Origin of the sequence: Ruegeria halocynthiae (assembly GCF_000743705.1) — a bacterium.
In the GTDB taxonomy this organism is placed as follows: Bacteria; Pseudomonadota; Alphaproteobacteria; order Rhodobacterales; family Rhodobacteraceae; genus Ruegeria; species Ruegeria halocynthiae_B.
Genome location: NZ_JQEZ01000005.1, coordinates 245,927 through 271,602 on the forward strand (window position 1 = coordinate 245,927; position 25,676 = coordinate 271,602).

At 59.3% G+C, this 25,676-nt stretch carries 30 protein-coding genes and 1 tRNA gene; 18 read left to right on the plus strand and 13 right to left on the minus strand.

Annotated elements, in window-relative coordinates; translation table 11 throughout:
* Window positions 1-9: 9 nt before the first annotated feature.
* Window positions 10-567 carry a sugar O-acetyltransferase gene (locus JT51_RS18140; RefSeq protein ID WP_037316129.1) on the plus strand — a complete coding sequence of 186 codons (558 nt, stop codon included), beginning with the start codon at window positions 10-12 and terminating at the stop codon, window positions 565-567.
* On the opposite strand, the gene JT51_RS18145 is transcribed toward JT51_RS18140, so the two are convergent.
* The 3 genes from JT51_RS18145 to JT51_RS18155 form a co-directional block, all read right to left on the minus strand.
* Window positions 564-2,372, minus strand: a complete 1,809-nt coding sequence (locus tag JT51_RS18145) for an ABC-F family ATP-binding cassette domain-containing protein (RefSeq protein WP_037316132.1) — start codon at window positions 2,370-2,372, stop codon at window positions 564-566. The genes JT51_RS18140 and JT51_RS18145 overlap by 4 nt on opposite strands.
* Before the next feature lie 41 nt (window positions 2,373-2,413).
* Window positions 2,414-3,148 (minus strand): GNAT family N-acetyltransferase, encoded by a 735-nt coding sequence (locus JT51_RS18150; protein WP_037316366.1) that lies wholly within the window; start codon window positions 3,146-3,148, stop codon window positions 2,414-2,416.
* A 100-nt stretch (window positions 3,149-3,248) separates the two neighbouring features.
* Window positions 3,249-3,725: an outer membrane protein assembly factor BamE gene (locus tag JT51_RS18155; RefSeq protein WP_152563380.1), complete on the minus strand. Its 477-nt coding sequence runs from the start codon at window positions 3,723-3,725 to the stop codon at window positions 3,249-3,251.
* Window positions 3,726-3,809: 84 nt separating this feature from the next.
* Between JT51_RS18155 and JT51_RS18160 the strand changes: the two genes are divergently transcribed.
* The 8 genes from JT51_RS18160 (at window position 3,810) to JT51_RS18195 (ending at window position 9,177) form a co-directional block, all read left to right on the plus strand.
* Window positions 3,810-4,346, plus strand: a complete 537-nt coding sequence (locus JT51_RS18160; RefSeq protein WP_037316135.1) for a YceD family protein — start codon at window positions 3,810-3,812, stop codon at window positions 4,344-4,346.
* A gap of 206 nt (window positions 4,347-4,552) precedes the next feature.
* Entirely contained in the window at window positions 4,553-4,759 is a 207-nt protein-coding gene (rpmF, locus tag JT51_RS18165) for a 50S ribosomal protein L32 (protein WP_037316137.1), read from the plus strand.
* 24 nt (window positions 4,760-4,783) lie between these two features.
* A complete protein-coding gene (plsX, locus tag JT51_RS18170; RefSeq protein ID WP_037316139.1) occupies window positions 4,784-5,872 on the plus strand; it encodes a phosphate acyltransferase PlsX in 1,089 nt (362 codons plus the stop codon).
* Window positions 5,873-5,893: 21 nt separating this feature from the next.
* Window positions 5,894-6,865: a beta-ketoacyl-ACP synthase III gene (locus tag JT51_RS18175; RefSeq protein WP_037316142.1), complete on the plus strand. Its 972-nt coding sequence runs from the start codon at window positions 5,894-5,896 to the stop codon at window positions 6,863-6,865.
* A gap of 97 nt (window positions 6,866-6,962) precedes the next feature.
* A complete protein-coding gene (gene ihfA / locus JT51_RS18180) occupies window positions 6,963-7,265 on the plus strand; it encodes an integration host factor subunit alpha (RefSeq protein WP_037316145.1) in 303 nt (100 codons plus the stop codon).
* Between the two features lie 18 nt (window positions 7,266-7,283).
* Window positions 7,284-7,898: a MerR family transcriptional regulator gene (locus tag JT51_RS18185; protein ID WP_037316149.1), complete on the plus strand. Its 615-nt coding sequence runs from the start codon at window positions 7,284-7,286 to the stop codon at window positions 7,896-7,898.
* Between the two features lie 61 nt (window positions 7,899-7,959).
* A tRNA-Pro gene (locus JT51_RS18190) sits at window positions 7,960-8,036 on the plus strand.
* Window positions 8,037-8,097: 61 nt separating this feature from the next.
* Window positions 8,098-9,177 carry a 2'-deoxycytidine 5'-triphosphate deaminase gene (locus JT51_RS18195; RefSeq protein ID WP_037316152.1) on the plus strand — a complete coding sequence of 360 codons (1,080 nt, stop codon included), beginning with the start codon at window positions 8,098-8,100 and terminating at the stop codon, window positions 9,175-9,177.
* Here JT51_RS18195 and JT51_RS18200 read toward each other — a convergent pair whose 3' ends face one another.
* The 6 genes from JT51_RS18200 to argS form a co-directional block, all read right to left on the minus strand.
* Window positions 9,178-9,411 (minus strand): hypothetical protein, encoded by a 234-nt coding sequence (locus tag JT51_RS18200; protein WP_037316155.1) that lies wholly within the window; start codon window positions 9,409-9,411, stop codon window positions 9,178-9,180.
* A gap of 64 nt (window positions 9,412-9,475) precedes the next feature.
* The gene (gene scpB / locus JT51_RS18205; RefSeq protein WP_037316158.1) at window positions 9,476-10,132 is read right to left on the minus strand and encodes an SMC-Scp complex subunit ScpB; all 657 of its coding nucleotides are present in this window, start codon (window positions 10,130-10,132) and stop codon (window positions 9,476-9,478) included.
* Complete coding sequence (locus JT51_RS18210; protein ID WP_037316161.1) at window positions 10,125-10,919, minus strand: segregation and condensation protein A; 795 nt, start codon at window positions 10,917-10,919, stop codon at window positions 10,125-10,127. Before JT51_RS18210 ends, scpB begins: the two co-directional genes overlap by 8 nt.
* Window positions 10,909-11,916: a beta-N-acetylhexosaminidase gene (gene nagZ, locus JT51_RS18215; protein ID WP_037316165.1), complete on the minus strand. Its 1,008-nt coding sequence runs from the start codon at window positions 11,914-11,916 to the stop codon at window positions 10,909-10,911. Before nagZ ends, JT51_RS18210 begins: the two co-directional genes overlap by 11 nt.
* Window positions 11,913-12,977 (minus strand): SPOR domain-containing protein, encoded by a 1,065-nt coding sequence (locus JT51_RS18220; protein WP_037316168.1) that lies wholly within the window; start codon window positions 12,975-12,977, stop codon window positions 11,913-11,915. Before JT51_RS18220 ends, nagZ begins: the two co-directional genes overlap by 4 nt.
* Before the next feature lie 88 nt (window positions 12,978-13,065).
* Entirely contained in the window at window positions 13,066-14,811 is a 1,746-nt protein-coding gene (gene argS / locus JT51_RS18225; RefSeq protein WP_037316171.1) for an arginine--tRNA ligase, read from the minus strand.
* A 133-nt stretch (window positions 14,812-14,944) separates the two neighbouring features.
* On the opposite strand from argS, the gene JT51_RS18230 reads away from it, so the two are divergent.
* Window positions 14,945-15,496 carry a hypothetical protein gene (locus tag JT51_RS18230; protein ID WP_037316173.1) on the plus strand — a complete coding sequence of 184 codons (552 nt, stop codon included), beginning with the start codon at window positions 14,945-14,947 and terminating at the stop codon, window positions 15,494-15,496.
* Here JT51_RS18230 and JT51_RS18235 read toward each other — a convergent pair whose 3' ends face one another.
* Window positions 15,497-16,645 (minus strand): deoxyguanosinetriphosphate triphosphohydrolase, encoded by a 1,149-nt coding sequence (locus tag JT51_RS18235; RefSeq protein WP_037316175.1) that lies wholly within the window; start codon window positions 16,643-16,645, stop codon window positions 15,497-15,499.
* A 79-nt stretch (window positions 16,646-16,724) separates the two neighbouring features.
* Between JT51_RS18235 and JT51_RS18240 the strand changes: the two genes are divergently transcribed.
* On the plus strand, window positions 16,725-17,048 hold the full coding sequence (locus JT51_RS18240) for a HesB/IscA family protein (protein ID WP_037316372.1): 324 nt from the start codon (window positions 16,725-16,727) through the stop codon (window positions 17,046-17,048).
* A 280-nt stretch (window positions 17,049-17,328) separates the two neighbouring features.
* Window positions 17,329-18,108, plus strand: coding sequence for an exodeoxyribonuclease III (gene xth, locus JT51_RS18245; protein WP_037316177.1), 780 nt, complete (start codon window positions 17,329-17,331; stop codon window positions 18,106-18,108).
* A 3-nt stretch (window positions 18,109-18,111) separates the two neighbouring features.
* Here xth and JT51_RS18250 read toward each other — a convergent pair whose 3' ends face one another.
* Window positions 18,112-19,263, minus strand: coding sequence for an FAD-dependent oxidoreductase (locus JT51_RS18250; protein ID WP_037316179.1), 1,152 nt, complete (start codon window positions 19,261-19,263; stop codon window positions 18,112-18,114).
* Between the two features lie 70 nt (window positions 19,264-19,333).
* On the minus strand, window positions 19,334-19,756 hold the full coding sequence (gene dksA / locus JT51_RS18255) for an RNA polymerase-binding protein DksA (protein WP_037316375.1): 423 nt from the start codon (window positions 19,754-19,756) through the stop codon (window positions 19,334-19,336).
* A gap of 372 nt (window positions 19,757-20,128) precedes the next feature.
* Between dksA and JT51_RS18260 the strand changes: the two genes are divergently transcribed.
* From JT51_RS18260 to JT51_RS18275, 5 genes are all read left to right on the plus strand, one after another.
* Window positions 20,129-20,974, plus strand: coding sequence for an AAA family ATPase (locus tag JT51_RS18260; protein ID WP_037316181.1), 846 nt, complete (start codon window positions 20,129-20,131; stop codon window positions 20,972-20,974).
* A gap of 113 nt (window positions 20,975-21,087) precedes the next feature.
* A complete protein-coding gene (locus JT51_RS18265; RefSeq protein WP_037316183.1) occupies window positions 21,088-21,537 on the plus strand; it encodes a GNAT family N-acetyltransferase in 450 nt (149 codons plus the stop codon).
* Window positions 21,534-22,901 carry a DUF2927 domain-containing protein gene (locus JT51_RS18270; protein ID WP_037316185.1) on the plus strand — a complete coding sequence of 456 codons (1,368 nt, stop codon included), beginning with the start codon at window positions 21,534-21,536 and terminating at the stop codon, window positions 22,899-22,901. The genes JT51_RS18265 and JT51_RS18270 overlap by 4 nt, the downstream gene beginning before the upstream one ends.
* A gap of 3 nt (window positions 22,902-22,904) precedes the next feature.
* Window positions 22,905-23,075, plus strand: coding sequence for a hypothetical protein (locus JT51_RS22110; protein ID WP_200876110.1), 171 nt, complete (start codon window positions 22,905-22,907; stop codon window positions 23,073-23,075).
* A 3-nt stretch (window positions 23,076-23,078) separates the two neighbouring features.
* Window positions 23,079-24,263 carry a vWA domain-containing protein gene (locus JT51_RS18275; RefSeq protein ID WP_037316188.1) on the plus strand — a complete coding sequence of 395 codons (1,185 nt, stop codon included), beginning with the start codon at window positions 23,079-23,081 and terminating at the stop codon, window positions 24,261-24,263.
* A 47-nt stretch (window positions 24,264-24,310) separates the two neighbouring features.
* On the opposite strand, the gene JT51_RS18280 is transcribed toward JT51_RS18275, so the two are convergent.
* Window positions 24,311-24,793, minus strand: a complete 483-nt coding sequence (locus JT51_RS18280) for a hypothetical protein (protein WP_037316190.1) — start codon at window positions 24,791-24,793, stop codon at window positions 24,311-24,313.
* Window positions 24,794-24,983: 190 nt separating this feature from the next.
* On the opposite strand from JT51_RS18280, the gene JT51_RS18285 reads away from it, so the two are divergent.
* Window positions 24,984-25,673, plus strand: coding sequence for a M48 family metallopeptidase (locus tag JT51_RS18285; RefSeq protein ID WP_037316192.1), 690 nt, complete (start codon window positions 24,984-24,986; stop codon window positions 25,671-25,673).
* Window positions 25,674-25,676: the final 3 nt, after the last annotated feature.

The following is a 25,676-nucleotide window of genomic DNA, read 5'->3' on the forward strand; positions in this document are numbered from 1 at the left end:
GCCTGACACATGACAGAGCGGGAAAAGATGCAGGCCGGGCAGTGGTATTGCTGTCTGGACCCGGAACTGGATGCGCTGCGTGCACAGGCGCGGCGCGCGGTTCACGCGCATAACTGCTGCCCCCCGGATACGCGGGGTTCGATGGCACCTGATTTGCGTGCCTTATTCGCCAGAACCGGCAGCGATTGCTTGATCGAGGCACCGTTTCATTGTGCCTACGGAATGAATATCCACCTTGGTCACCGGGTATATTTCAACGCAGGCTGCACCATTCTGGACACCGCGCCCGTTCATGTCGGTGACGACACGATGTTCGGACCCAATGTGCAGATCTATTCCGCCCAGCACGCCAAAAACCCGGGCGAGCGCGCGCAGCGACTGGAGATCGCCCTGCCCGTGACAATCGGCCCAAATGTCTGGGTCGGTGGTGGGGCGATCCTGATGCCGGGCATCACCATCGGCGACGGTGCCACCATCGGCGCAGGCAGCGTGGTCACCAAAGACGTGGCCGCTGGCGAAACAGTGGTCGGCAACCCTGCCCGGCCCCTGAAAACAAAGCTGACCTAAGCGCCCTCGGCCTTTTCTTCGAGTGTCAGCCACTCTTCCTCGGCTGCGGCCAGTTTTTCCTGCCGCTCGACCAGCGCCTCTGTTGCCTTTTGAAACTTGACCGGCTCACGCGTGAACAGCGCGGGGTCGGACATAAGATCTTCCAGCTTCCCAATCTCTGCTTCGAGGCGGGCAATCTCGGCTGGCAGCTTTTCGAGCCGGTGCTTTTCGGAAAAGGACAGGCCCGATTTTGACTGCGTCTCTTGCTTTACCTTCGGCTTGGAAGCTTTTGTTTTTTCTTCTTTCTTCGGAAGATCGCCGCCCCGTTGTGTGATGTAATCCGACCACCCGCCCGCATAGACGGTGGCGCGGCCGTTGCCTTCCATCGCGATGGTCGTTGTGGCCACCCGATCCAGAAAATCCCGGTCGTGGCTGACCAGCAGAACGGTGCCGTTATAATCGTTCAGCAACTCTTGCAACAGGTCCAGCGTTTCAACATCCAGATCGTTTGTCGGCTCATCCAGCACCAAAAGATTCGAGGGCCTTGCCATCAGCTTGGCCAACAGCAGCCGCGCCTTTTCACCGCCGGACAAGGACTTTACTGCCGCTCTGGCCTGTCGCTCGTCAAACAGGAACTCTTTGAGGTAGCCGACCACATGCTTGGGCTGGCCCCCGACCATCACCTGATCGGCCTTGCCGGATACCCGCATCTCGGGGTCGCCGGTCAGGCTGTCCCAAAGGGTCATTTCCGGGTCCAGCTGCGCGCGGGTCTGGTCGAACACCGCAATCTCAAGGTTGGTGCCTTGAGTCACGCTGCCCTCGTCCGGTTGTTCCTGACCCAGCAGCATTTTCAGCAAGGTTGTCTTACCCACACCATTGGGTCCGACAAAGGCAACCCGGTCGCCACGCAGCGCCAAAAGATCAAAGTTCCGGACAATTGTCTGCCCGCCAAAAGATTTGGACAAACCCTTGGCTTCAATTACTTTTCGACCGGATTTTGGGCCAGATTCCAGCGCCATTGCCGCGGAACCCTGCCGTTTGATCTGCGCCGATTTCTCGGCCCGTAACGCTTGCAAGGCACGCACCCGGCCCTGATTGCGCTTGCGCCGCGCACTGATGCCTTCAACAGCCCATTTCGCCTCGGACTTGATCAGACGATTCAGCTTGTGCCGCTGTTGATCTTCCTCTTCCCAGACCTTGTCGCGCCAGGATTCGAAGCCTTCAAACCCCTGCTCATGCCTTCGAACCATGCCACGGTCGATCCACAGCGTCGCGCGGGTCAAGGCGCGCAGAAAGGCACGGTCGTGCGAAATCAGCACATAAGCCGCCCGTGTCGCGCCCAACTCACGCTCCAGCCACGCGATGGCTTCGATATCCAGATGGTTGGTCGGCTCGTCCAGCAACATCAGATCCGGCGCTTCGGCCATCAGCTTGGCCAGGGCCGCGCGCCGGCGCTCTCCGCCCGAGGCGGTTTCAACTGGGCGGGACGGGTCGAATTTCAGCCCTTCACCGGCACGTTCAACCCGATACAGCTCACCCGGTTCCAACCCGCTTGAGGCATAATCCCCCAACGTGGCAAACCCCTGCATTCCGGGGTCTTGCTCCATGTAACCCACCGACTTCCCGGGGGGAATTACGATGTCGCCACGGTCAGGTTCAACCAGACCGGCCATCACTTTCATCAAGGTGGATTTACCCGACCCGTTGCGCCCCACCAAAGCGACACGGTCGCCCGGTTGAACCACCAGGTCCAGTTCCGAAAACACCGGATCACCCCCGAAGGTCAGGGAAATGCCGGACATCTGCAACAAAGGAATTCTCGCCATGCCAGCCAGCTAAACCGGCAGACACAGGGCGTCAACGCCGATTACCTGACAACAGACCTGAGTAGACGTTTCCGCGCCGGTGGAATCGCCCCGATTTCAAGCCCGGTAAAGACGTGCAGCGTGTTCAAGTTTCGGTCGACCACCGCGTGATCGCTGACCCACCCCCCCATCATCAGATAGGTGCGCAACAGGGGCGGCATCCGCAGCATGGCTTTTTTCGCATCCGGCCTGCGGCGCAGACGTGCGGCAAAGCGGAATACATCCGGTGCCTTGACCCGTGGCAACCAGCGTTTGGGTGCCAGATGCCGGTGCTTTAACATGGCAAAGGCATCCAGATATTCCTCGGTCTCGGTTCCCGCAAACGAGGAACAGCCAAACAGCATCTCGACCTTGTTCTGATCCACATAGGCGGTCATCGCGCCCCAGGCGACACGCAGGATATCCGGGTCTGTCCGGTCGGGATGAATGCAGAATCGCCCCATCTCGACCAAACGCCCGCTGAACGCCGCAAGCGCAGAGAGGTCGTAGAATTGCGCAGAATAACTGCGACCGATCTCGGACCCGTTCTCCATCGACAGCATTCGGAAACAACAGACCAACTGACCGCCGCTGCGCATGTCTTCGACCATAATATGGGCGCAGAGCGGATCGAAATCATCCTGATCGGTCTGTTCGGTACCAAAAGCCAGCGTACGCAGTTGCTGCGCTGCTGCCACATCCTGCGGCGATTGCGCCAGGCGTGCGCGATATCGGTCTTTGCCAGGCAGTAATGCCATGGTCGCATCCTCCGCCGGTTGCTGACCCGTTCTCATCCTGCTGCGATCATACCACAGGCCGTGTGACCGTCGTATGACCATCGCAGGACGTGGCTGGAATTTAATTCGACGCCCCGGGAATATTGGCCGGGTTGAAGTTGCCGATGTTGCCCAGCACTTGACGCAGGAAGCCCTGGCTCTGAATTGTGGATTCGGTTATGCGACGGTCCAGTGTAATGACGTTACCGTCCTCAAGCCCAAAGCGTTCGATATTGCGGACGACCCCACGACTATCAAAACTGATGGCCACCAACTCGCGCGAGACGACCTCGGGCCGTTTCGGGCCATAGTGGCGAACGCGCGAGCGGACATAATAAAAGCCCGAGTCGCGAACCACCCCGGACGAACTGGGCGCCCCGATGGTTTCTTCAACGCTTTCACGGGTGTCGACGCCCACTTTGATCTCGGCCAGATCCTCGGCCGGGGGGACATACCCGTGATTCTTAAAGATCGGGGTGCACGCCCCCGCTGCCGCCAGACAGGCCGCAAAGACAAGCGTTTTCGACGCTGGTTTCAACCTGTTCACAACCTTCAACATTTACACCCTCTTGCCTTGGCTCTCTGCGGCCCCTATCCGATTACAGAAACCACAGCCCCGGTTCAACACAGGAAAGGGTCACAAATGAGCAACCAGACATCTCTGCGGGTGGCCGACCTGCCCCAAAACGCACCAACACCGTTCGATCTGCGCCCTGACGCCAGCAGTTTAACAGCGATAAAAGACGATCTTGGGCTGCTTGGCCTGCGCAAACTCAGCTTTGTCGGCGACATTCGCGCGCAAGGGAAACGCGATTGGGCACTGACCGGGAAACTGGGCGCCACGGTGATTCAGCCCTGCATTGTGACATTGGAACCGGTGACCACACGCATCGACATTCCGGTGTCGCGCATTTTTCTGGCGGAATGGTCCAACCCCGATGAACCCGAATTCGAGATTCCAGAAGGTGATGAGACCGAACCGCTTGGCCCCGAAATCGATCCGGGCATTGTTATGATCGAGGCGCTGTCCCTGGCCCTGCCCCTATACCCACGCAAAGACGGCGCAGAACTTGAGCAGGCCGGCTATACGGAACCCGGAAAAAAGGCGATGACCGACGATGATGTTAAGCCCTTTGCCGGGCTTGCTGGCCTGAGGGACGCATTGAAAAAAGACGAGTGACAGAGGCAGGAATTCCTGTCATAGCAGGCGCTCAGAAAAATCGCTTGAACATGTCGAGAATCCCAGTATTTTCGCGCGCTCATCGGAATTTGGGTTGGACATTGCGGGGCCCGTACCCTAAACGCGCGTCAAACCACGAGATAGACGAAGAATGAAACCCGGCCCGCAGCGAATCTGTCGGCCCTTAGTAGACAAAGGTTGAGACCATGGCTGTCCAACAGAACAAAGTTTCCAAGTCGCGCCGCAACAACCGCCGCGCGCACGACGCTCTGGTTGCTGCAAACCCGAACGAATGCGCAAACTGCGGTGAGCTGAAGCGCCCGCACCACGTTTGTGCGTCCTGCGGCCACTATGATGATCGCGAAGTCGTCGCACAGGCCGACGAAATCGACCTGGACGAAGACGCGGCCTAAGCCTTTAAAAGCGCAGGCCAAGGCATGACAGATCAGCCCACGCACGCCGAACGGATTGTAATCTCGGTTGACGCAATGGGCGGAGACGCGGGACCCACCGTCGTTGTGGCGGGTATTGCGAAATCAGCCAAAAAGAACCCGGACATCGGGTTTGTCCTGCACGGGCCGGAAAAAGCACTGCGCAAGCTTGTAGCAAAACGGCGCGTCCTTGACGGGCGCGTCGTTTTTCGTGACTGCCCGGATGTGGTCACGATGGAAGACAAGCCCAGTCAGGTTGTGCGCAACGGCAAGCAGACCTCGATGTGGTCAACGTTGGATTCGGTCCGTCAGGGAGAGGCGCACGGCGCTGTCTCCTGCGGCAATACCGGTGCGCTGATGGCCTTGTCGATGATGCGGCTGCGCAAATTGCCAGGCGTGAACCGCCCGGCCATTGCGATTCTGTGGCCGTCGCGCAACCCGCATGGGTTCAACGTGATGCTGGATGTGGGCGCGGATGTGCGTGCCGATGCCCAGGATCTGTTGCAATACGCGCTGATGGGCGCATCTTATGCCCGCAACGGCATGGCGCTGGACCGTCCCCGCATCGGTCTGCTGAATGTTGGCACCGAAGAACACAAAGGCCGCGCTGAGCTGAAAGAAGCCCACGCAATGATCTCGGATTTCGCAGAGCAGGCAAATTTCGATTTTGTAGGTTTTGTCGAAGGCAGCGACATTCCCGGCGACAAGGCCGATGTCATTGTTACCGATGGCTTTACCGGCAATGTTGCCATCAAGACAGGCGAAGGTACGGCCAGCCTGATCGGTGATCTGCTGCGTGAGGCGTTCAAATACTCTCCTTTATCGCGGCTGGCCTCTGTTCTGGCGATCACATCGCTGCAACGTCTGAAAAAGCGCATTGATCCACGCCGTGTGAATGGCGGCGTATTCCTTGGCCTCAATGGCACAGTGATCAAGTCGCACGGCGGCGCAGACGCCACAGGGGTTTCGGCGGCAGTTAAACTGGCCTTCACCCTTGCCCAATCTGGTTTCGCCGAAAAATTGGCGGCACGGGTTGCATCAACGACCGAGCTTGCACAAGATGCCGCGCAGACCCCGCCAAAGGCGGGAGAATAACAAAAAAGGCAGTACCCCAAAATGGCAGGCCGTTCAGTTGTCGTAGGCGTCGGACACTATTTGCCAGAGCGCATCGTTCCGAATTCCGAGTTCGAAGAAACGCTCGATACCACGGACGAGTGGATCAAGTCCCGGTCGGGAATCGAGCGGCGCCATTTTGCCGCCGAGGATGAGAATACGTCGGATCTGGCCACCAACGCGGCCGAGGCCGCGCTGGCCGATGCGGGGCTGACCGCTGATGACATCGACGCGATCGTTCTGGCAACCTCGACCGCCGACCTGACCTTCCCTTCTGCCGCGACGATGGTTCAGGCGCGGCTGGGTATGACCAAAGGTTTTGCCTTTGACGTTCAGGCGGTCTGCGCCGGTTTTGTCTTTGCACTGAGCAACGCAAACGCCCTGATCGTGTCCGGTCAGGCCAAACGGGTTCTGGTTATTGGCGCCGAAACGTTTTCGCGAATCATGGATTGGTCGGATCGGTCGACTTGCGTGCTGTTTGGCGACGGGGCTGGTGCGCTGATTCTTGAACTGCAAGATGGTGCAGGAACCGCGCAGGATCGCGGTATTCTGGCAACCGACCTGAATTCGGATGGGCGGTACAAGGATCTGCTTTACGTTGATGGCGGCGTATCGACCCAATCGACCGGCCATCTGCGAATGCAGGGCAACCAGGTCTTCCGCCACGCAGTCGAAAAGCTGACCAAGACGGCGGAAACGGCATTGGAACGCGCGGGCCTCGGCAACGCCGATGTCGATTGGATCGTGCCGCATCAGGCCAATATCCGCATCATTCAGGGCACCGCCAAGAAGATGGGCCTGCCCATGGAAAACGTTGTTGTCACGGTTCAGGATCACGGAAACACGTCTGCCGCATCGATTCCCCTTGCGCTGTCCGTAGCCAAGCAACGTGGCCAGATAAAGCAGGATGATCTGATCGTAACCGAGGCAATCGGTGGTGGTTTGGCCTGGGGGTCGGTCGTTCTGCGCTGGTAACTGGCGCAAAACAGCTTACACACCCGCGCGCAATTCATTGATATTGACAGCGAATTTGCCCTGCCCCTATGCTTTGCTATCAACAGGGGAAAATGGCATGAGCGACAAAACACTGACCCGTATGGATCTGAGCGAGGCCGTCTTTCGAGAAGTTGGCCTTTCACGCAATGAAAGCGCGCAGCTGGTTGAAAGCGTATTGAACCACATGTCCGACGCCTTGGTGCGCGGCGAACAGGTCAAGATTTCGTCTTTCGGCACGTTCAGTGTTCGGGACAAAACCGCTCGTATCGGTCGCAATCCGAAAACCGGCGAAGAGGTTCCGATTCAACCCCGCCGCGTTCTGACGTTCCGCCCATCGCACCTGATGAAGGATCGCGTCGCCGCAGGGAATCGCAAATAAAATCAGGACGACAAGATCATGAGCAAGTCCCCCGACGCCTTTCGCACCATCAGTGAAGTTGCGGACTGGTTAGGTGTGCAGGCGCATGTTCTGCGTTTCTGGGAAAGTCGCTTCAATCAAGTCAAACCCGTAAAGCGCGCAGGCGGGCGTCGATATTATCGGCCCAACGATATGCGTCTGCTGGGCGGCATCAAAAAGCTGCTGCACGAGGATGGGATCACGATCAAAGGCGTCCAGCGCATACTGCGTGAACAGGGCGTGGCCCATGTGGCCGCGTTATCTCAGGGGTTGGATGAGGTCTCTGAGACGGACACAGCCGCACCCGAAAGCGTTGTTGTTCCCTTTGCCGCCAAGCCTGTCCCATCAAACGAACAGATCAAGCTGGACCTGGGCGAGGCCAAACCAGTGGCCAAGCCCCAGCAGGCCGCACCCGCCGTTACAACGCCGCAGGCCGAACCCGAGCCGCAAGAGCCAGAGGCCGCGTATCTGGACGAGGCGCCCTTGCTGGGCGGAATCGCAACCCGGGCCTGGAATCAAACCGATTTTGACGAAGACATTCTTCGGCAGATCGCGCCGGTCGCGAAAGAGCTGCGCGCCGTTTTGGACCGAATTGAAAACCGATCGGCGGGATAAGAAAAAAGGCGATGATTTCCTCTTGCCCCTGCCGGGAAAGTCTTTATGAACACCTCAACGTCGGGCTATGGCGCAGCCTGGTAGCGCGTCCGTCTGGGGGACGGAAGGTCGCAGGTTCGAGTCCTGCTAGCCCGACCAAATTACACCGACGTTTATGGCACACAGGCCGGATCCCGCTCTGGCATCAGGGGGGATCGGAATGACTGGTGTATGCCCAAACCAGCAGCTAGAGGCGATGATTGCGCGCGGCGAGATTACCGCCAGCCCCAAGATCATCCCTGCGCAAGTTCAACCGGCCAGCCTTGATTTACGCCTTGGAACAGTGGCTTACCGCGTTCGCGCATCCTTTCTGGCCGGCGAAGGACGTTCAGTCGCTGATCGACTGGCCGAGTTCGAGATGCACCAAATCGACATCTCGGACGGTGCGGTTCTGGAAAAAGGCTGCGTCTATCTGGTGCCGCTGATGGAATCACTGGCCCTGCCCGATGACGTTACTGCCGTGGCCAACGCCAAAAGCTCGACCGGGCGGTTGGATCTGCTGACCCGTACCATCACCGATGGCGGCACCGAGTTCGACCGTGTACCCGCGGGTTATGCCGGACCACTTTACGCCGAAATCTGTCCCCGCTCTTTCTCGGTTCTGGTGCGCCCCGGAATGCGATTGAACCAGATTCGGTTCCGTCAGGGTCAGGCTGTGCTCAGCGACGCTGAACTGAAGGCGCTGCACACAGAATCGCCGCTGGTGGACGGGCCTGCCGTCATTCAGGATGGGCTGGGGTTTTCCGTCGATCTGCGCCTGCCCGAAACCGATCTGGTCGGGTATCGCGCCAAGCCGCATACGGGTGTGATCGACCTTGACCGGATCGGCGAATACGACCCGCAGGAATACTGGGAGGAAGTGCGCACCAAGGACGGCCGCATCATCCTGGACCCCGGTGCGTTCTACATTCTTGTCAGCCGCGAGGCCGTGCACATCCCGCCCCTCTATGCCGCCGAAATGGCACCCTATCTGGCGATGGTGGGTGAGTTCCGGGTGCATTACGCGGGCTTCTTCGACCCCGGTTTCGGTCACGCAGCCGCCGGGGGCGAGGGTTCGCGCGGTGTGCTTGAGGTCCGCTGCCACGAGGCGCCTTTCGTGCTGGAACACGGTCAGGTCGTCGGGCGGCTGGTCTATGAAAGAATGGCCGAGATGCCCACCCAGCTATACGGTGCTGGCATTGCATCCAACTATCAGGGGCAAGGCCTGAAACTGTCCAAGCATTTCAAAGCCGTCAGTTAATCAGAATCGCATGAACCGGCGCATCTGGCGGGTCATCCGCTGCGCCTGTTTAATGCCCGGCGATTGATGACCGGGGGTTTCCTGCACGCGCCGGGATGATTCCGGGTCGTCTGACGGCTGCCCCGGCTTTCGGGTCATCTTGCCCGCCATGTCAAAACCTTTGTCCACGCCCTTGGTGACAAGGCGGCGCATGACCTGACGTACGATCATGTCGATGATCCGATTGGCGTTCATTGTTCAACTCCGTTTCCTGTGCCCTAACATAGGCGATCTGTGCGGCAACAAAAGGGCCGCGCGATCACTCTTCCTCGAACAGTTCGGTCTGATCTTCGTCTTCGAGGTCTTCCTGCCCCTCGCCCAGGGGCATCGCCCCCGGAGGCGGCCGGTTTTCCAGCAACCCGGCCGAGCGCAATTCCTTCAGGCCCGGCAGGTCGCGGGCGTTTTCCAGCCCGAAGTGATCCAGAAATTGCGGCGTGACCACAAAGGTCACCGGACGGCCCGGCGTCATCCTGCGGCGACCCAGCCTGATCCACTCCATTTCCAGCAGTTGATCAATGGTGCCGCGCGACACCGAAACGCCGCGGATTTCCTCAATCTCGGCCCGGGTGCAGGGCTGGTGATAAGCCACGATCGCCAGCGTCTCGATCGCGGCGCGGCTGAGCTTTCGGGTTTCAACCGTTTCCTTCTGCATCAGAAAGCCCAGATCGGGGGCGGTACGGATGGCCCAGGCATCCCCAACCCGCACGACGCGCACGCCGCGTCCTTCATACCGTTTCTGAAGCATTTCAACCGCTTGCGCCGCAGTACTGCCATGGGGCATCCGCGCCTCAAGATCGGCGATTGTCACCGGCTCGGCGCTGGCGAACAGCACGGCCTCGACCATGCGTTCCTGTTCGGCCAATGGGGGGGCTTCGAACAGGGTGCCGGTGCCGTCGTCTTGGGGGGGGTCAGTCACGTGTGTCAGTCCTCTTGCGCAAATGGATCGTGGCAAAGCTCTCGCTTTGCTTGATCTCCATATGTCCTTCTTTCACCAGCTCCAGCGAGGCCGCAAATGTCGCCGCCGTGGCCGAGCGTCGGCGCATCGGGTCAACATCCCAGCCCTCGGGCAGATAAGTTTCCATATCCGTCCAGGTGCCCGCAAAACCCATCAGCGGGCGCATTCGTTCCAACGCCTGCTCCATCGTGAACACGGCATCACGGTCCATCACAAACGGGCGGAATTCGTCGCGGGTACGAATGCGTGCATAGCCTTGCATCAGATCCAGCAGGGTCGCCGAATAGGTCACGGTGCGGATGCGGGTGATATCCTCGCCCTGCCCGCGCTTGAAAAAGTCACGCCCCAGCTGGTCACGTGCCATCAGGCGGGCCGCTGAATCCCGCATCGCCTGCAAGCGTTCAAGTTGGAACGCCAGATGCGCGGCCAATTCTTCGCCTGACGGGCCTTCGTCATCCGGGTCGGGCGGCAGCAGAAGGCGCGATTTCAGAAACGCCAGCCATGCGGCCATCACAAGGTAGTCGGCAGCCAGTTCGATCCGCAGGGCGCGCGCCTTTTCGACAAAGGCCAGATATTGCAGCGCCAGCGCCAGAACCGAGATTTTCCGCAGATCGACCTTTTGCGTACGCGACAAGGTCAGCAGCACGTCCAACGGGCCTTCAAACCCGTCGACGTCCACAATAAGGGCCTCGGCCGCAAGGCGATCCGCGACCGAGACCGGGTCTTCGCTAAAAAGGTTATCCGACATACACCTGCCCGCCCATTAGGGCAGATAGTTCCGCCTCGGCGGCTTGGATGTCAAGTTCCGCAGGCTTTTGACGCATCGACAGCGCCTTTTCCGCGCGTTTCTGTGCTGGCACGGTCATCTGCCCGGCGGCCTCAAGCACCTTGGCCCGGGCCGCGAACGGACCGTTGCAATGCAAAACCACATCACACCCGGCGTTCAGCGCCTGTCCGGCGATGTCCTCGGGTTCACCGCTAAGCGCCTTCATCGAGATATCGTCCGTCATGATCAGCCCGTCAAAGCCGATCTTTTCCCGGATCAGGCCAATCATGGTGGGTGAAATCGTCGCTGGTTGCGGGTCAATCCGGTCATAGACCAGATGCGCGGTCATCCCCATCGGCAGATCGTTCAGCGCCCGGAACGGGGCGAAATCAGCTTGCTCCAACGCGTCTTGCGTTAGATCGACGTGTGGCAAGTCATGATGGCTGTCCAAGGTTGACAGCCCATGCCCCGGCATGTGTTTCAGCACCGGCAGCACCCCGCCATCCAGATGCCCCTTGGCCGCAGCCTTGCCCAGTCGGGAAACCGATTTGGGATCAGAGCCATAGCAACGATTTTTCAGGAACGGATGGGTTTCATTCCGCGCAAGATCGACCATGGGGGCGCAGTTGCTGTCGATGCCCAAACCGAACAACTCATGCGCAATCAGGCGATAGCGTAGGTACATGGCCCGTTCCGCCTGCTCGCCCGCCTTTTCCACGTGCTCCAGCGGTGGCAGCCATTCGCGGGCCAACGGTGCGCGCAGGCGCTGAACGCGGCCGCCTTCCTGATCAATGGTGATCGGGCAATTGCGCCCCACGGCCTCGCGGAAATCGTCGCACAAGGCGCGAACCTGATCCGCGTTGTCGATATTGCGGGCAAACAGAATGAACCCAAACGGGTTCATCTGACGAAACAGGGCCTTTTCCTCGGGCGTCAGGCGCAGACCTTCGGCATCTGTGATCGTAGCGCCAAAGGTCACCGAATAGCTACCGGGATGCAATCAGCCCCTTGCGCCTGCAACGCGGCACAAAACTGGCGCGAGTCGCTCAGATCGGCAAACCCCAGAACGCGCAAGCGATAGAAGGTGCGTCCACCACTTGAGGTTTTCTGGATAACGCGCTGTTTTCCATTCATATACTCGCCAAAGCGCCCATTCAGACGATCCCATTCAGCCTGGGCCACATCCGAGCTTTCATAAGCCCCCAACTGGGCCAGACGCGTCCCCTTGGACAGGGTGTCCGGATCAACATCCAACCCTACGGCCGCCTTGACGGCCACATTGATCGAGGTTTCGGTATTGCTGTTGGTGGCGATCCCGCCAGGTGTGGCCCGCGCCGGGCGCGTGATCGGACGCAATGACCGGCGCACACCGGGCAGCGCGGCCAATTCAGGATCGGGCAATTGCGCCGCCAGATCGGCAGGGTCAATTGCAGGTTCTTCATCAGGGGTCGACAATGCGGCCAGTTGCACGCCCTGCTGCGCAGGTGTGTCTGTCTTTGCCGCCTCGCCCGCCAGTTCTGCAACAAGGGCGTCAACCGCGCCCTGACGCAGTTGTGCGGCCTCTTGGTTGGTGATCTCTTCCTCAACGACATGAACGGCTTTGGTCGGCTTCAGTGCCTCAACCGGCGTATCCTCGTCAGTCAGAGAAACCGGACGCGGGGCCAGGATCAGACGATCCGCCGGGGGGGCCGCCGAACCGACGGCTGCCACCGTATTGACGGCCAGACCCTGATGGTCCGCAGGCGTTCCACCGGGGTTTTCGGGTTGAATGCGCATCGGTCCTTCGATGGCGCGGACGACCGGCACGCCACTGACATCCCGCATCACCAGCTTATAGCCCCAAACGCCAATTCCGGCCACCAAAGCCAGCGAAGCAACAGCGCCCAGTGCATTGACGATGCGGCCCAGCCCGGCTGCGCGCGGGGCCTCGTCATAACCATAGGCGTCATCGGGATAGTCATAGCTATCCACGGGATGGGTTTGATTCGTGTAATGCATATGCTCGGGGCTTGCCTGCCCCGAGTAATCGTAACTCGCCATGTCCGCCTCACTGCCCGTTTTGCGCCTGAAAATAGGGCGCGCGGGTCATTTCTTGCCTACCTCGTACCGGCGACTTGGGCGGTGTTGGTCACCGCATCTCCTGCGCCGGAGTGACTCCAAGAATACCCAAGCCCGCTGAAATCACAACAGAAACAGCCCGGGCCAGTGCGATTTTTGACTGGCTTGTGGCAACATCGCCATCCTGAATGAAACGCAGCTGGGTTTCATCGTTACCCTTGTTCCACAGCGCATGGAAATCTCCGGCGAGTTCATAAAGGTAGAAGGCAACGCGGTGCGGCTCATTGGTCCGCGCAGCGATTTCAACCAAACGTGGCCATTCGGCCAGTTTCTTGGCCACGGTCAGTTCCGAGGTATGGTCGATCTTGCCCAGATCAGCGCCCTTCAGGGTCGTATCGTCCGTCGCGATGGCGGCCTCGGCCGCACGGCGCAGCACACTCATGACGCGGGCATGGGCGTATTGCACATAGAACACGGGGTTCTCGCGGCTCTGCTCCAGCACTTTGTCGAAATCGAAATCCAACGGCGCGTCATTCTTGCGGGTCAGCATCACAAAGCGGGTCACATCCGGGCCAACCTGATCGACCACATCGCGCAGAGTGACAAAGTTCCCGGCCCGCTTGGACATCTTGAACGGCTCGCCATTCTTCCACAGCTTCACCAACTGCGTCAGTTTGATATCCAACGACACCTTGCCATCAGACAGCGCCGACACAGCCGCCTTCATCCGTTTGACATAGCCGCCATGATCCGCGCCGAACACGTCGATCAGCGCGTCGAACCCACGGCCTACCTTGTCATAGTGATAGGCGATGTCCGGGGCGAAATAGGTCCAGCTGCCATCCGATTTCTTGACCGGGCGGTCGACGTCATCACCGTGCTCGGTCGATTTGAACAGGGTCTGCTCGCGCGGTTCCCAATCCTCGGGCTTTTTGCCCTTGGGTGGTTCCAGCACGCCCTCATAGATCAAGCCCTTGTCGGTCAGCGACTGCAACGCAGCTTCGATCTGACCAGTGCCATAGAGTGATTTTTCCGAGTAGAACACATCCATCTCGACACCCAGCGCCTTCAGGTCGGCCCGGATCAGGTCCATCATCGCGTCGGTGGCAAAGTTCCGCAGATCTTCCAGCCATTCGCTTTCCGGCTTGTCGATCAGGCTGTCGCCATATTTCTCTTTCAGCGCCTCACCGATTGGGATCAGGTAGTCACCGGGGTACAGACCCTCGGCAATCTCGGGGCTCAGGCCATTGGCCTCGCGATACCGCTCGAACGCGGACCGCGCCAGCACATCGACCTGCGCGCCACCGTCGTTGATATAATATTCGCGGGTCACATCATGACCGGCATAGGCCAGCAGGCTGGCCAGCGCGTCGCCGAACACAGCGCCCCGCGTATGGCCCACATGCAGCGGCCCGGTCGGGTTGGCCGAGACGTATTCCACGTTGACCTTCTGCCCCTGCCCCATGGTCGAGCGGCCATAGTCTGTGCCCTTCTCCAGCACAGTCGCCAGCACGCCCTGCCAGACGGATGGGGCCAAACGCAGGTTCAAAAACCCCGGGCCTGCCACCTCGGCACTGGTGATCCGGTCATCTGCCGCCAGCTTTCCGGCCAAGGCGTCGGCAATGTTGCGCGGCTTCATCTTGGCAGGTTTCGCCAGCACCATCGCCGCGTTGGTCGCCATGTCGCCATGCGCCGCATCGCGCGGCGGTTCAACCGCCACGTTGTCAAAGCTCAGCCCCTCGGGCAGAGCACCATCGGACTGCATCTGCGTCAGCGCGTCCAATACAAGGCCACGGATCTCGGAAAACAGGTTCATTTCGGATGTCCTTTTGCTTGTCCGGCGGTTTACCACGCAGCACGGCAAGGTCAATGGAAGCGATCAGTTTGGGCTTGGATTAGCCGCAAACCGGGCTAAGGTCGGAAAAAATTCCCCAACAGGAGACCACCCAATGCGCCTCGCCCTGCCCCTGAGCCTGCTGCTGACCACCGCCATGCCCGTTTGGGCCGACATGCCCGCGCCACAGGGCCATGTGCTGCTGACACTGGGCGGTGCCGTGACCGAGACAAACCTGCCCGCGCGCGGCGAAAACGACGGTGGGCTTCTGGGATATCTTGAGGTCCAGCATGACGGCGCCGCCGGTTTGGACGCCGCAATGCTGGATGGGCTGGAGCAGGTTGAAATCACCATCACCTATGGCCCCGAGGATAATCAACGCGACATCGCGTTTTCAGGCCCCCGCCTGTCGGATGTCATGGTGCTGGCCGGGGCTGAGGGGAAGACCGCCAAACCCATGGCCATGGACGGCTATCAGGCCGAGATTACATGGGACAGCATCACTGCGCATCAACCGATTGTCGCCACCCATGCGGACGGTGCCCCGATGGGGATTGGCGGCTATGGCCCGACAATGATTGTCTTTCCGCCCATAGATGACGAAGACCTGGCGCAGGAACAGGCCGGGCAACAGGTCTGGGCTCTGGCATACATCGCGGTCGAATAATCAACCCACGGCTTGACCGGTCAGCCTTGCGTGATCCTGCAGGGCGAACCGGTCGGTCATACCCGCAATGTAATCCGAAACGATACGCGCCAATCCGGTTTCGTCCACTGCCGCCTCGATATCGCTATGCCAGTGCCGGGGCATTTGTCTCGGATCGCTCAGATAGATCGGGAACAGGTCTTCGACCACTTTTCCGACCTCGGCCCGAACTTTCATGACACTGGGCGCACGGTACATTTGTGAAAACAAAAAGGCGCGGATTTCTTTCAACTGGGTCCAGAGACCGGCCGAAAACTGAATCACCGGATACCCCAGATCACGAATATCCTCGACCGTTTCAGCGCCGGACCCGGCGATCAGATCGCGCGAGGTGTCGATGACATCCGCCACCATGACACCAAACACCCGCCGCAACGCCTCGTGCCTGCGACGATAGGCGTCCAGGCCGGGATACTTGCGATCCACCTCGGCGTAGCAATCGACGACAATGGGCAATTGGCAGATCTCTTCATCCGTGAACAGCCCCGCCCGCAACCCGTCCAACAGATCGTGGTTGTTGTACGCAATATCATCGGACAACGCAGCCACCTGCGCTTCGGCGCTGGCGTGGGTGTGTAATTCCAGATCGAAACCGTGGTTGCATTCGGCCAAGGCCCAAGGCAAATCGCCCGTGACCGGACCATTGTGCTTTGCGATGCCCTCAAGGCATTCCCAGGTCAGGTTGCAGCCATCAAATTCGGCATAGTGACGTTCCAGTTTCGTAACGATCCGTATGGCTTGGGCATTGTGGTCGAACCCGCCGTAGGGCTCCATCAAAGCGTGCAAGGCGTCCTCACCTGTGTGGCCAAACGGCGTGTGCCCCAGATCATGCGCAAGGGCGACAGCCTCAGTCAGTTCCGGGTTCAGTCCCAAAGCCCCGGCAATCGTGCGCGCCACCTGCGCCACTTCGATGGAATGGGTCAGGCGCGTCCGATAGCTGTCCCCTTCATGTTCCACAAAGACCTGGGTCTTGTGCTTGAGGCGACGAAACGCGCTGGCGTGAATGATCCGATCCCGGTCACGCTGGAAACATGACCGGAAACTGCTCTCCTCCTCCGGCACCAGCCGCCCCCGCGCCCGCCCCGGATCCGAGGCAAAACCTTCTCGCATCAATGCTCTTGTCCTTGTCGCCTGTCCTTGCACTTTCTATATTGTAAGGCGTAAGGGAAATAAACCTTTGGAGACCGGCATGAATCTGCCCCCAACAGTCACGGAACGCGCCTTTGATCGCCTGGCCGAAATCGGCGCGGCAAATCAGGGTCAAGCCCTGCGCGTCGCAGTGGAAGGCGGCGGATGTTCCGGTTTTCAATATGAAATTGCACTGGACTCGCCGAAAGACGATGACCTTGTGCTTGAGGGCAAAGGTCAAAAGGTCATTGTTGATGCGATTTCGCTGCCATTTCTTGAAAATGCGGTGATTGATTTCACTCAGGAACTGATCGGCGCGCGGTTCGTTATCGAAAACCCCAACGCCACCTCATCCTGTGGCTGCGGCACGTCTTTCTCAATGTAAACACCGTGGGGGCTTTGCCCCCACACCCCCAGGATATTTTCAGCCAGATGAAGCAGGGGTCCGCTCTCCGACATTGATGCCGGAGAGCTTCACCTGGCGCGGTCATCGGCGTCCCCGCCTGTACCGCAGGACCAATTCAACCCAATTTGATTAAAAATCCGTTTCTTCATCTGGCCAAAAATATCCCGGAGCGCGAGGCAGAGCCTCGCAAACCCGCTCACCACCTTGCCGCTGGGTCTATTCTGAGCGATAGGTTGCCAAAGGCTTCGGAGGATCGCGCATGAAAATCGCCACATTTAACATCAACGGCATCAAGGCGCGGGCCGAAGCCCTGCCCCGCTGGCTTGATGATGCTCAACCCGATGTGGTGCTGCTGCAGGAAATCAAATCGGTCGACGAGAATTTTCCGCGCGAGATATTCGAAGAGCGCGGCTACAACGTCGAAACGCATGGTCAAAAAAGTTTTAACGGTGTGGCGATCCTGTCAAAACTGCCGCTTGAGGACGTTTCACGCGGCCTGCCAGGCGACGATGATGATGAACAGGCGCGCTGGATTGAGGCTACGGTGGTCGGCAAACAGGCGTTGCGCATCTGCGGGTTGTACCTGCCGAACGGAAATCCGGTTCCTGGCCCAAAGTACGATTATAAACTGGCGTGGATGGAGCGGTTGCATCACCGGGCGCGCGATCTGATGGCTGCAGAAGAACCTGCCCTAATGGCGGGCGACTACAATATCATTCCGCAAGCCGAAGATGCCGCGCGCCCCGACGCCTGGCGCGAGGATGCCCTGTTCCGCCCCGAAAGCCGTGCGGCGTTTCGGAAGATCCTGAACCTTGGTTTTACCGAGGCCTTCCGGGCCCGAACCCAAGGGCCCGGTCATTATTCATTCTGGGACTATCAGGCCGGTGCGTGGAACCGAAATGACGGCATTCGTATCGACCATTTCCTGCTGACACCGCCAGCCGCTGATCTGTTACGCGATTGCCGCATTGATTCCGAGGTGCGTGGGCACGAGAAGCCCTCGGACCACGTTCCTGTCTGGGTCGAACTAGATCTGTAACGCTCAGGCGGTTGCGTCGTAGGAATAGATCCACTCATATTTTCGCGCCAGCCGGGACCCTATCGCCATCAGCGCCATTTGCGCACCCAGTCGCATCGGCCCGCGCAGGTGGAAATTGCGCGCGTTTGCGCCGGCGGCGGCGACAACCTGTGTCGCCCTTGGACGGCGGCGCGTTTCATAGGCTTCAAGCGCCTGTGCCACCCCGGATTGTTCCTCAAAGGAGCGGATCAAAACCCACGCATCCTCGAGCGCGAGGCATGCGCCCTGCGCCATGAAAGGCAACGTGGGATGCGCGGCATCGCCCAACAGCGCCAATCTTCCGTTTTGCCAGGTTTGCGCCACAGGGCGAAGGAACAGGGCCCAAATGTGGGTTTCGCTCACCTCGGCTAGGATGTCACGCACCGGACCGCCAAAATCCGCGAACCGGGTTCGCAATTCGTCCGGGTCCCCCGGCAGACGCCAGCCTTCGTTTTGCCAATCAGACCGTTCTTCAATCGCGACGACGTTCATCAGGGTTTGATCCCGCAACGGATATGTCACCACATGCCGCCCCGGCCCCATTGTCAGCGAGGCGCGCGGGGATAGTTGGGATTGCGACCAGGGAATGGTCGCCCGCCAGGCGACCTGATGGGTGAATTTCGGGGTCTCGGCCCCGTTCAGGATCGGCCGGATCTGACTGCGCCCGCCATCGGCGGCGATGACGCATTCGGAGCGCAACCGCTCACCGTTCTCCAGTATCACTTCCGCTTCCGAAGGGTGTTTCAGAACCTGTTTGACACGCGCACCCAGCCGAACCTCGACACCAGCGCGCAGGGCTGCCTGATGCAGCAGGTTCAAAAGGTCCGCCCGGTGGTAATAATAGGTCGGCCCCGCGGTTGGCCCAGAAAGTTGGCTTATTATCCGGCCCTTGCGGTAATCTCGCACCATGGTTCCGTGGGAAAGCTGTCCACCCTCGGGCACAACGCCGACGACCTTCAGCGCACGCAGGACCACCATCCCGTTGGCACTGATCTGCAGCCCCGCGCCAACCTCGGCCAGTTCGGGTGCTTGTTCCAGAACCGTCACGATGGCACCGCGTTGCTGCAACGCCAGCGCAGCGGCCAGACCGCCTATTCCGCCGCCAACGACACTGAATTTCCGACCGTCTAATTTCATGGTCCCGGCTTAACGCAAAAACGCCGGAGCGAAAGGCCCCGGCGTCAAAGATTTTCCGATTTCCCAGCGATCAATCGTCGCGGTGAACTTTTTCCCGGCGCTCGTGGCGTTCCTGCGCCTCAAGCGTCATGGTCGCGATCGGACGCGCGTCCAGGCGTTTCAGCGAGATCGGATCGCCCGTCATCTCGCAATAGCCGTACTCGCTCTCTTCGATGCGACGCAAGGCCGAGTCGATCTTGGCGACCAGCTTGCGCTGACGGTCACGCGTGCGCAATTCCAGCGCACGATCGGTTTCCTCGCTTGCGCGGTCAGCGACGTCTGGAATGTTTCGGGTGTTATCCTGCAGCCCTTCGATCGTGTCGCGGCTGCCTGCCAGAAGCTCGGTCTTCCAGTCCAACAGCTTGCGGCGAAAATACTCAAGCTGCTTGTCGTTCATAAATGGTTCGTCTTCGGCTGGACGATAATCCTCGGGCAGAAATACTTCCTGCTTCATTTTTGCTCCCTCGGTGTGGCCTGCAACGCGGGTTACTTTTTCTTCACCTGACATGCGGCATTCCCTTCTGCGGAGCGTTTATCTGACAGCGCAAAGAATGTCACTATGCAAACGTCGCCCCGGTGATGCGTCATCGCGCTGTGTCTAAATATGAGACATCAAACAACAAAACCTTGTTTTTCTGTGAAAATTAGCGGGCCTTTTCGGGGCACTCTCATAAAATTCAAACCTGATGTTAGCGCCCGAATCAACCAAAAGCATTGGAGTTGCACGTCATTTTTGCACGTGGCGACGCAGCGACCTGCCTTGTCAAATTTTTCGCCCCGCTATAACCCCGGTAACCGATGCCGCGCGACACTTAATGAGGGGCCAATGACCGCACGTTTCCAAGGTACTGCAGAATATGTTGCCACAGACGACCTGACCATTGCGGTGAATGCCGCCGTGACGCTGGAACGTCCCCTGCTGGTCAAGGGCGAACCCGGCACCGGCAAGACCGAGCTGGCCAAGCAGGTCGCTGGCGCGCTGGGTTTGAATATGATCGAGTGGAACGTGAAATCCACCACCCGCGCGCAGCAGGGTCTGTATGAATATGACGCGGTCAGCCGGTTGCGTGACAGCCAGCTGGGCGATGAGCGCGTGCATGACGTGTCGAACTATATCCGCAAGGGCAAGTTGTGGCAGGCATTTGATGCGGACGAAAAAGTGGTCCTGCTGATCGACGAGATCGACAAGGCCGATATCGAATTTCCCAACGACCTGCTGCAGGAACTCGATAAGATGGAGTTCCACGTTTATGAGACGGGTGAGACGATCCGGGCCAAGCAGCGCCCCATCGTTATCATCACCTCGAACAACGAAAAGGAACTGCCCGACGCATTCCTGCGCCGCTGTTTCTTTCACTATATCCGCTTCCCGGACGACGCGACCATGCGCCGGATCGTCGAGGTGCATCACCCCGGCATCAAGGACGCGCTGCTGACCACCGCCCTGACCCAGTTCTATGAAATCCGCGAGACACAGGGCCTGAAGAAAAAGCCCTCGACCTCGGAGGTGCTGGACTGGCTCAAGCTGCTGCTGGCCGAGGATCTGAGCGCCGAAGACCTTAAGCGCGACGGAGCCAATGCCCTGCCCAAACTGCACGGGGCGCTGCTGAAGAACGAACAGGATGTGCATCTGTTCGAACGTTTGGCCTTTATGGCGCGCAGCAAGCGTTGAACCGCTGACTATCCGATGATGACGGCTTGCCTTGGGGTGGGCCTGATGTCAGCATTGCTGAACGGATGCCCGGTCTTGCGCCGGGCATAATCTGATATGATGGGACATAAATTTTGCCAAACTCTCTGACGATCCGCGCACTGCGGCCCGAAGACCGCGCTGAATGGTCTGAAATGTGGTGCGATTACCTTGCGTTTTATGAAACCTCTGTCCCGGACGAGATTTACGAGAGCACCTTTGCCCGCCTTTTGGGGGACGACGCCCAGGATTTTTCTTGTTTTGTGGCAGAATCCGGTGGGCGGCTTGTTGGCCTGACACACTATCTGTTTCACCGCCACGCCTGGAAGGTTGAATCGGTGTGCTATCTTCAGGACCTCTTTGCCCGCCCCGAGACGCGCGGAACGGGTGTCGGGCGCGCACTTATTCAGGCAGTCTATGACGAGGCTGACAAACAGGGGGCGCCGTCGGTTTACTGGCTGACGCAGGATTTCAATCACACCGCCCGCAAACTGTATGATCGTATCGCCAAGCAGACGCCATTCATCAAATATCAGCGCCCATGATACGATGGGCGGTGATCCTTGCAGGCGTCGTTCTGGCGGGCTGCACATCGGTCGAACCGACCGAAGTTCCGACCCGCGTTAAGGCGGTCGAAGCAACCCTGCCCCCGCCCAAGGTGTTTACCCGCGCGTTTCCGACGCCACCCGCCCGATCCAATCAGAACATAGCGTCTGATTTCGTGTCTTTGCACTTTGCGCTGGAAAGCGGCGCAGAGCTGCCGACGTTCACACGCTTCGAAACCCCGATTACGGTGCGTCTGACCGGGACGACCACCCCGTCGATGCAGCGCGATCTGAACCGTTTGCTGAACCGTCTGCGGCGCGAAGCCGGAATTGATATCACCCAGATATCCGAAGGGCAGGCAAACATCACAATCGAATCTGTCAGCCAGGCCCAGATTCAACGCATCCTGCCGCAAGCCGCCTGTTTCGTTGTGCCCAATTCCTCAAGCTTTGAGGAATACAGCCGCGACCGACGCAAAGCCAAAAGCAGCTGGACCCGGCTTCGCAGCCGCGAACGTCTGGGCATCTTTATCCCCTATGACGCCAGCCCGCAGGAAAAACGCGATTGCCTGCACGAGGAAATCGCTCAGGCGCTGGGGCCGCTGAACGATCTGTATCACCTGCCGGATTCAGTGTTCAACGATGACAATTTCCACACCGTTCTGACCGGGTTCGACATGCTGATCCTGCGGGCGGCCTATGCGCCCGAACTGCGCAGCGGCATGACTCGCGATCAGGTTCAGGCCGTGATCCCCGGCGTTCTCAGCCGCCTGAACCCACGCGGGGACAACCTGCCCGCGCAACCGAGATCAGAAACACCGCGCGACTGGGTGAATGCAATTCAGAAATCCCTGCGCCCATCACGTAGCGCCCAAAGACGTCTGCAATCTGCGCAACAGGCCGCGCGGATCGGAAAAGAACAAGGTTGGACCGACCACCGCCGCGCCTATCCGTATTATCTGATGGGGCGAATGGGACAGTTCGACAACCCGCAAGAAGCCTTGCGTCAGTATCAGATCGCCTTGCAATTCCTGCGCGCCACACCGGGCACCGAACTGCATCAAGCCTATGTGACGACACAGACGGCGGCCTATGCGCTGGCGCAGGGAAAAGGCCCCCAAGTCCTGCCCGAGCTGGACAAAGCGATTGACGTGATGACCCGGGCCGAAAATGCCTCGCAGTTGGCCACGCTGCTGTTGTTGAAATCCGAAGCGCTCAATCAGGCTGGCCGCACCAGCCAGGCACGTTCCGTCAGGCTGGACAGTCTTGGGTGGGCGCGCTACGGCTTCGGCTCGGACGTGGTGGCCCGGTCGCTGATGCAGGACGTCGCGGAAGGATCGCCCAACAACAACATAGGCGGGTAACGCATGGTAGTGGTTCTGGGAATGGCGGTACTGGGGGCGATCCTTGGGGCGCTGACAGCACGCAAACGCAACGGCAGCGGTGCGGATTTGGCGCAATACGCGGCCGGTTATGGCATCGCCTTTGCCCTGGTCGGGCTGGTGCTGTCTCTGATCCTTGTCCGTCTGGTGAGTTAACCCATGTTTCTGCCCTTTTTCGATAACCTCCGCAAAGCTGGCATTCCGGTTTCGCTACGCGAGTATCTGACCTTTCTGGAAGGCATGAAAAAGGGCCTCGCCACTTACGATGTCGAAGCTTTCTATTACCTCGCCCGTGTGTCGATGGTGAAGGACGAGCGTAATATCGACAAATTCGACCGCGCCTTTGCCGCCAGTTTCGAAGGGTTGGGCGAGATCTCATTCGATCAGGTTCTCGAGGCTGTCGACATCCCCGCCGAGTGGCTGGCCAAGATGGCTGAAAAGCACCTTTCGGCTGAGGAAAAAGCCGAGATCGAAGCCCTAGGCGGGTTCGACAAGCTGATGGAGACGTTGAAAGAGCGCCTCAAGGAACAGCAGGGCCGCCATCAGGGCGGCAACAAGTGGATCGGCACCGCCGGGACCTCTCCGTTCGGGGCTTACGGGTATAATCCCGAAGGCGTCCGCATCGGTCAGAAGGAAAGCCGCCACCAACGCGCAGTCAAGGTCTGGGACAAACGTGAATTCCGGAACCTGGACGACACTGTTGAGCTGGGCACCCGCAACATCAAGGTCGCCCTGAAACGCTTGCGCCGCTGGGCGCGCGAAGGTGCCGCAGACGAGCTGGATTTGGACGGTACCATCAAGGCCACAGCCGAGCACGGCTATCTGGACGTCAAAACCCGCCCCGAACGCCACAACGCGGTCAAAGTCCTGCTGTTTCTGGACGTAGGCGGATCAATGGACCCGCATATCAAAGTGGTCGAAGAGCTGTTTTCGGCCGCGCGGACCGAGTTCAAGCATCTCGAATATTACTATTTCCACAATTGCCTGTACGAAGGCGTCTGGCGCGACAATTCCCGCCGTTGGGATCAGCAAACGCCCACACATGAAGTACTGCGCACCTATGGCCCGGACTACAAGTGCATCTTCGTCGGGGACGCCTCGATGAGCCCTTACGAGATCGCCTACCCCGGCGGCGCGAACGAGCATTGGAACCAGGAGGCCGGTCAGGTCTGGCTGCAACGTGCGCGTGAACAATGGGCGTCAAATCTGTGGATCAACCCGGTGCCCGAGAAATACTGGGAATACACCCATTCCATCGGCATGATCCGCGAAGTTTTCGAGGATCGCATGGTGCCAATGACACTGGCCGGGCTGGAACAAGGGATGCGCGAGCTGACGCGGTAGCGCGCCTGGCTGGTTCGAATTAGTGCAGTTTGTGCTGCTAGCCGGAGTTACTGCTGCTGGCGTATGCAGCGCGTTCTTGTGAGAGTCGCGCGTTCACCGGGCCGTGCATCAATGAACTCGAACTCTCCGGGCTTAATCAGGCGACCGGTCTTGCGTGCCTCATCTGCGGCGTCGACCATGTGCAGGTTGTATTCCCCCCACCCGATCATACCCAGCAATTCCTCGCGGATCGTAACTTTGCTGCCTTCCTCGGATACTATCGTCTGGCCGGGGCGGTCGATCTGCTCATCCGGCAGGGTCTTGCGGTCGCCGACCCAAATGAAATACCCCTCAAAAGCCGCACCCAGCTGACTTGTGATGCCAAGCTCGTAAGCATATGGCCCCTGGAGCAGGCCAAAAAACATAGCGCCATATTCAATGTTACACTCGTACGTCCCAAGCATATCCGGAAAGTCATCGGATGACTGGCCATAAGACGCGACCGGGCATACCGCTGCAACCGCAGCTGAAATCAGTGTTTTGAAGCGCATGATCAACCTCGCAATTTCATTTCATCCCTCCGCCGCGCTTACGGGATGGTGACAGTCTATGCGTGGTACAGAAGAGGTTTTTTGGCAAGGAATTTCAGAAGGATGAATTTTCGCCGTTACCTTGTGTCAAATGAACCCCATTTTGCCTTTTCTGTTTGCTTCAATGGGATATGAAACCCATATCTAGCCTATGCTTCGTCTGACCCCGATCTTGTTGGCCATCGCCTATGCCGTTGTGATGTACCGGATATCCGTCTGGCGCACGCATCGCGAGTTGGATGTCAAATCGACCGAACTGGCCGATCCGGCCCTCAATCGCATGACCGATCGGCTGGCGGCGGCGCTGGAGATCGAACGGGTGCCCGTCTACATCTATGAGATTGACCCGGTGAACGGGTTGGCCGCGGCCGATGGGCGGATTTTCATCACGCGCGGATTTTACCGCAAGTTCCGCAACGGAGAGGTTTCGGCCGAAGAAATGGCCAGCGTCATCGCCCATGAGCTGGGGCATGTGGCACTGGGTCACGCGCGGCGGCGGATGATCGACTTTTCAGGGCAGAACGCGCTGCGTGCAGCGCTGATGATGCTGTTGAACCGGTTCATTCCTTTCATCGGCGCATGGATCGCCAATATGCTGACGCACCTTCTGGCCTCGCGCCTGTCGCGGGGGGATGAATATGAGGCGGACGAGTATGCCGCCGCATTGCTGACCAAGGCCGGGATCGGGATCGGACCGCAGAAATCGCTGTTTCATAAGCTCGAAGAGCTGACACAACAGCGGTCGGGCGTGACGCCCGCGTGGCTGATGAGCCACCCAAAGACGGATGAACGGATTGCGGCACTGGAGGCGCTGGAACAGCGTTGGGGCGCAGATGGATAGGTT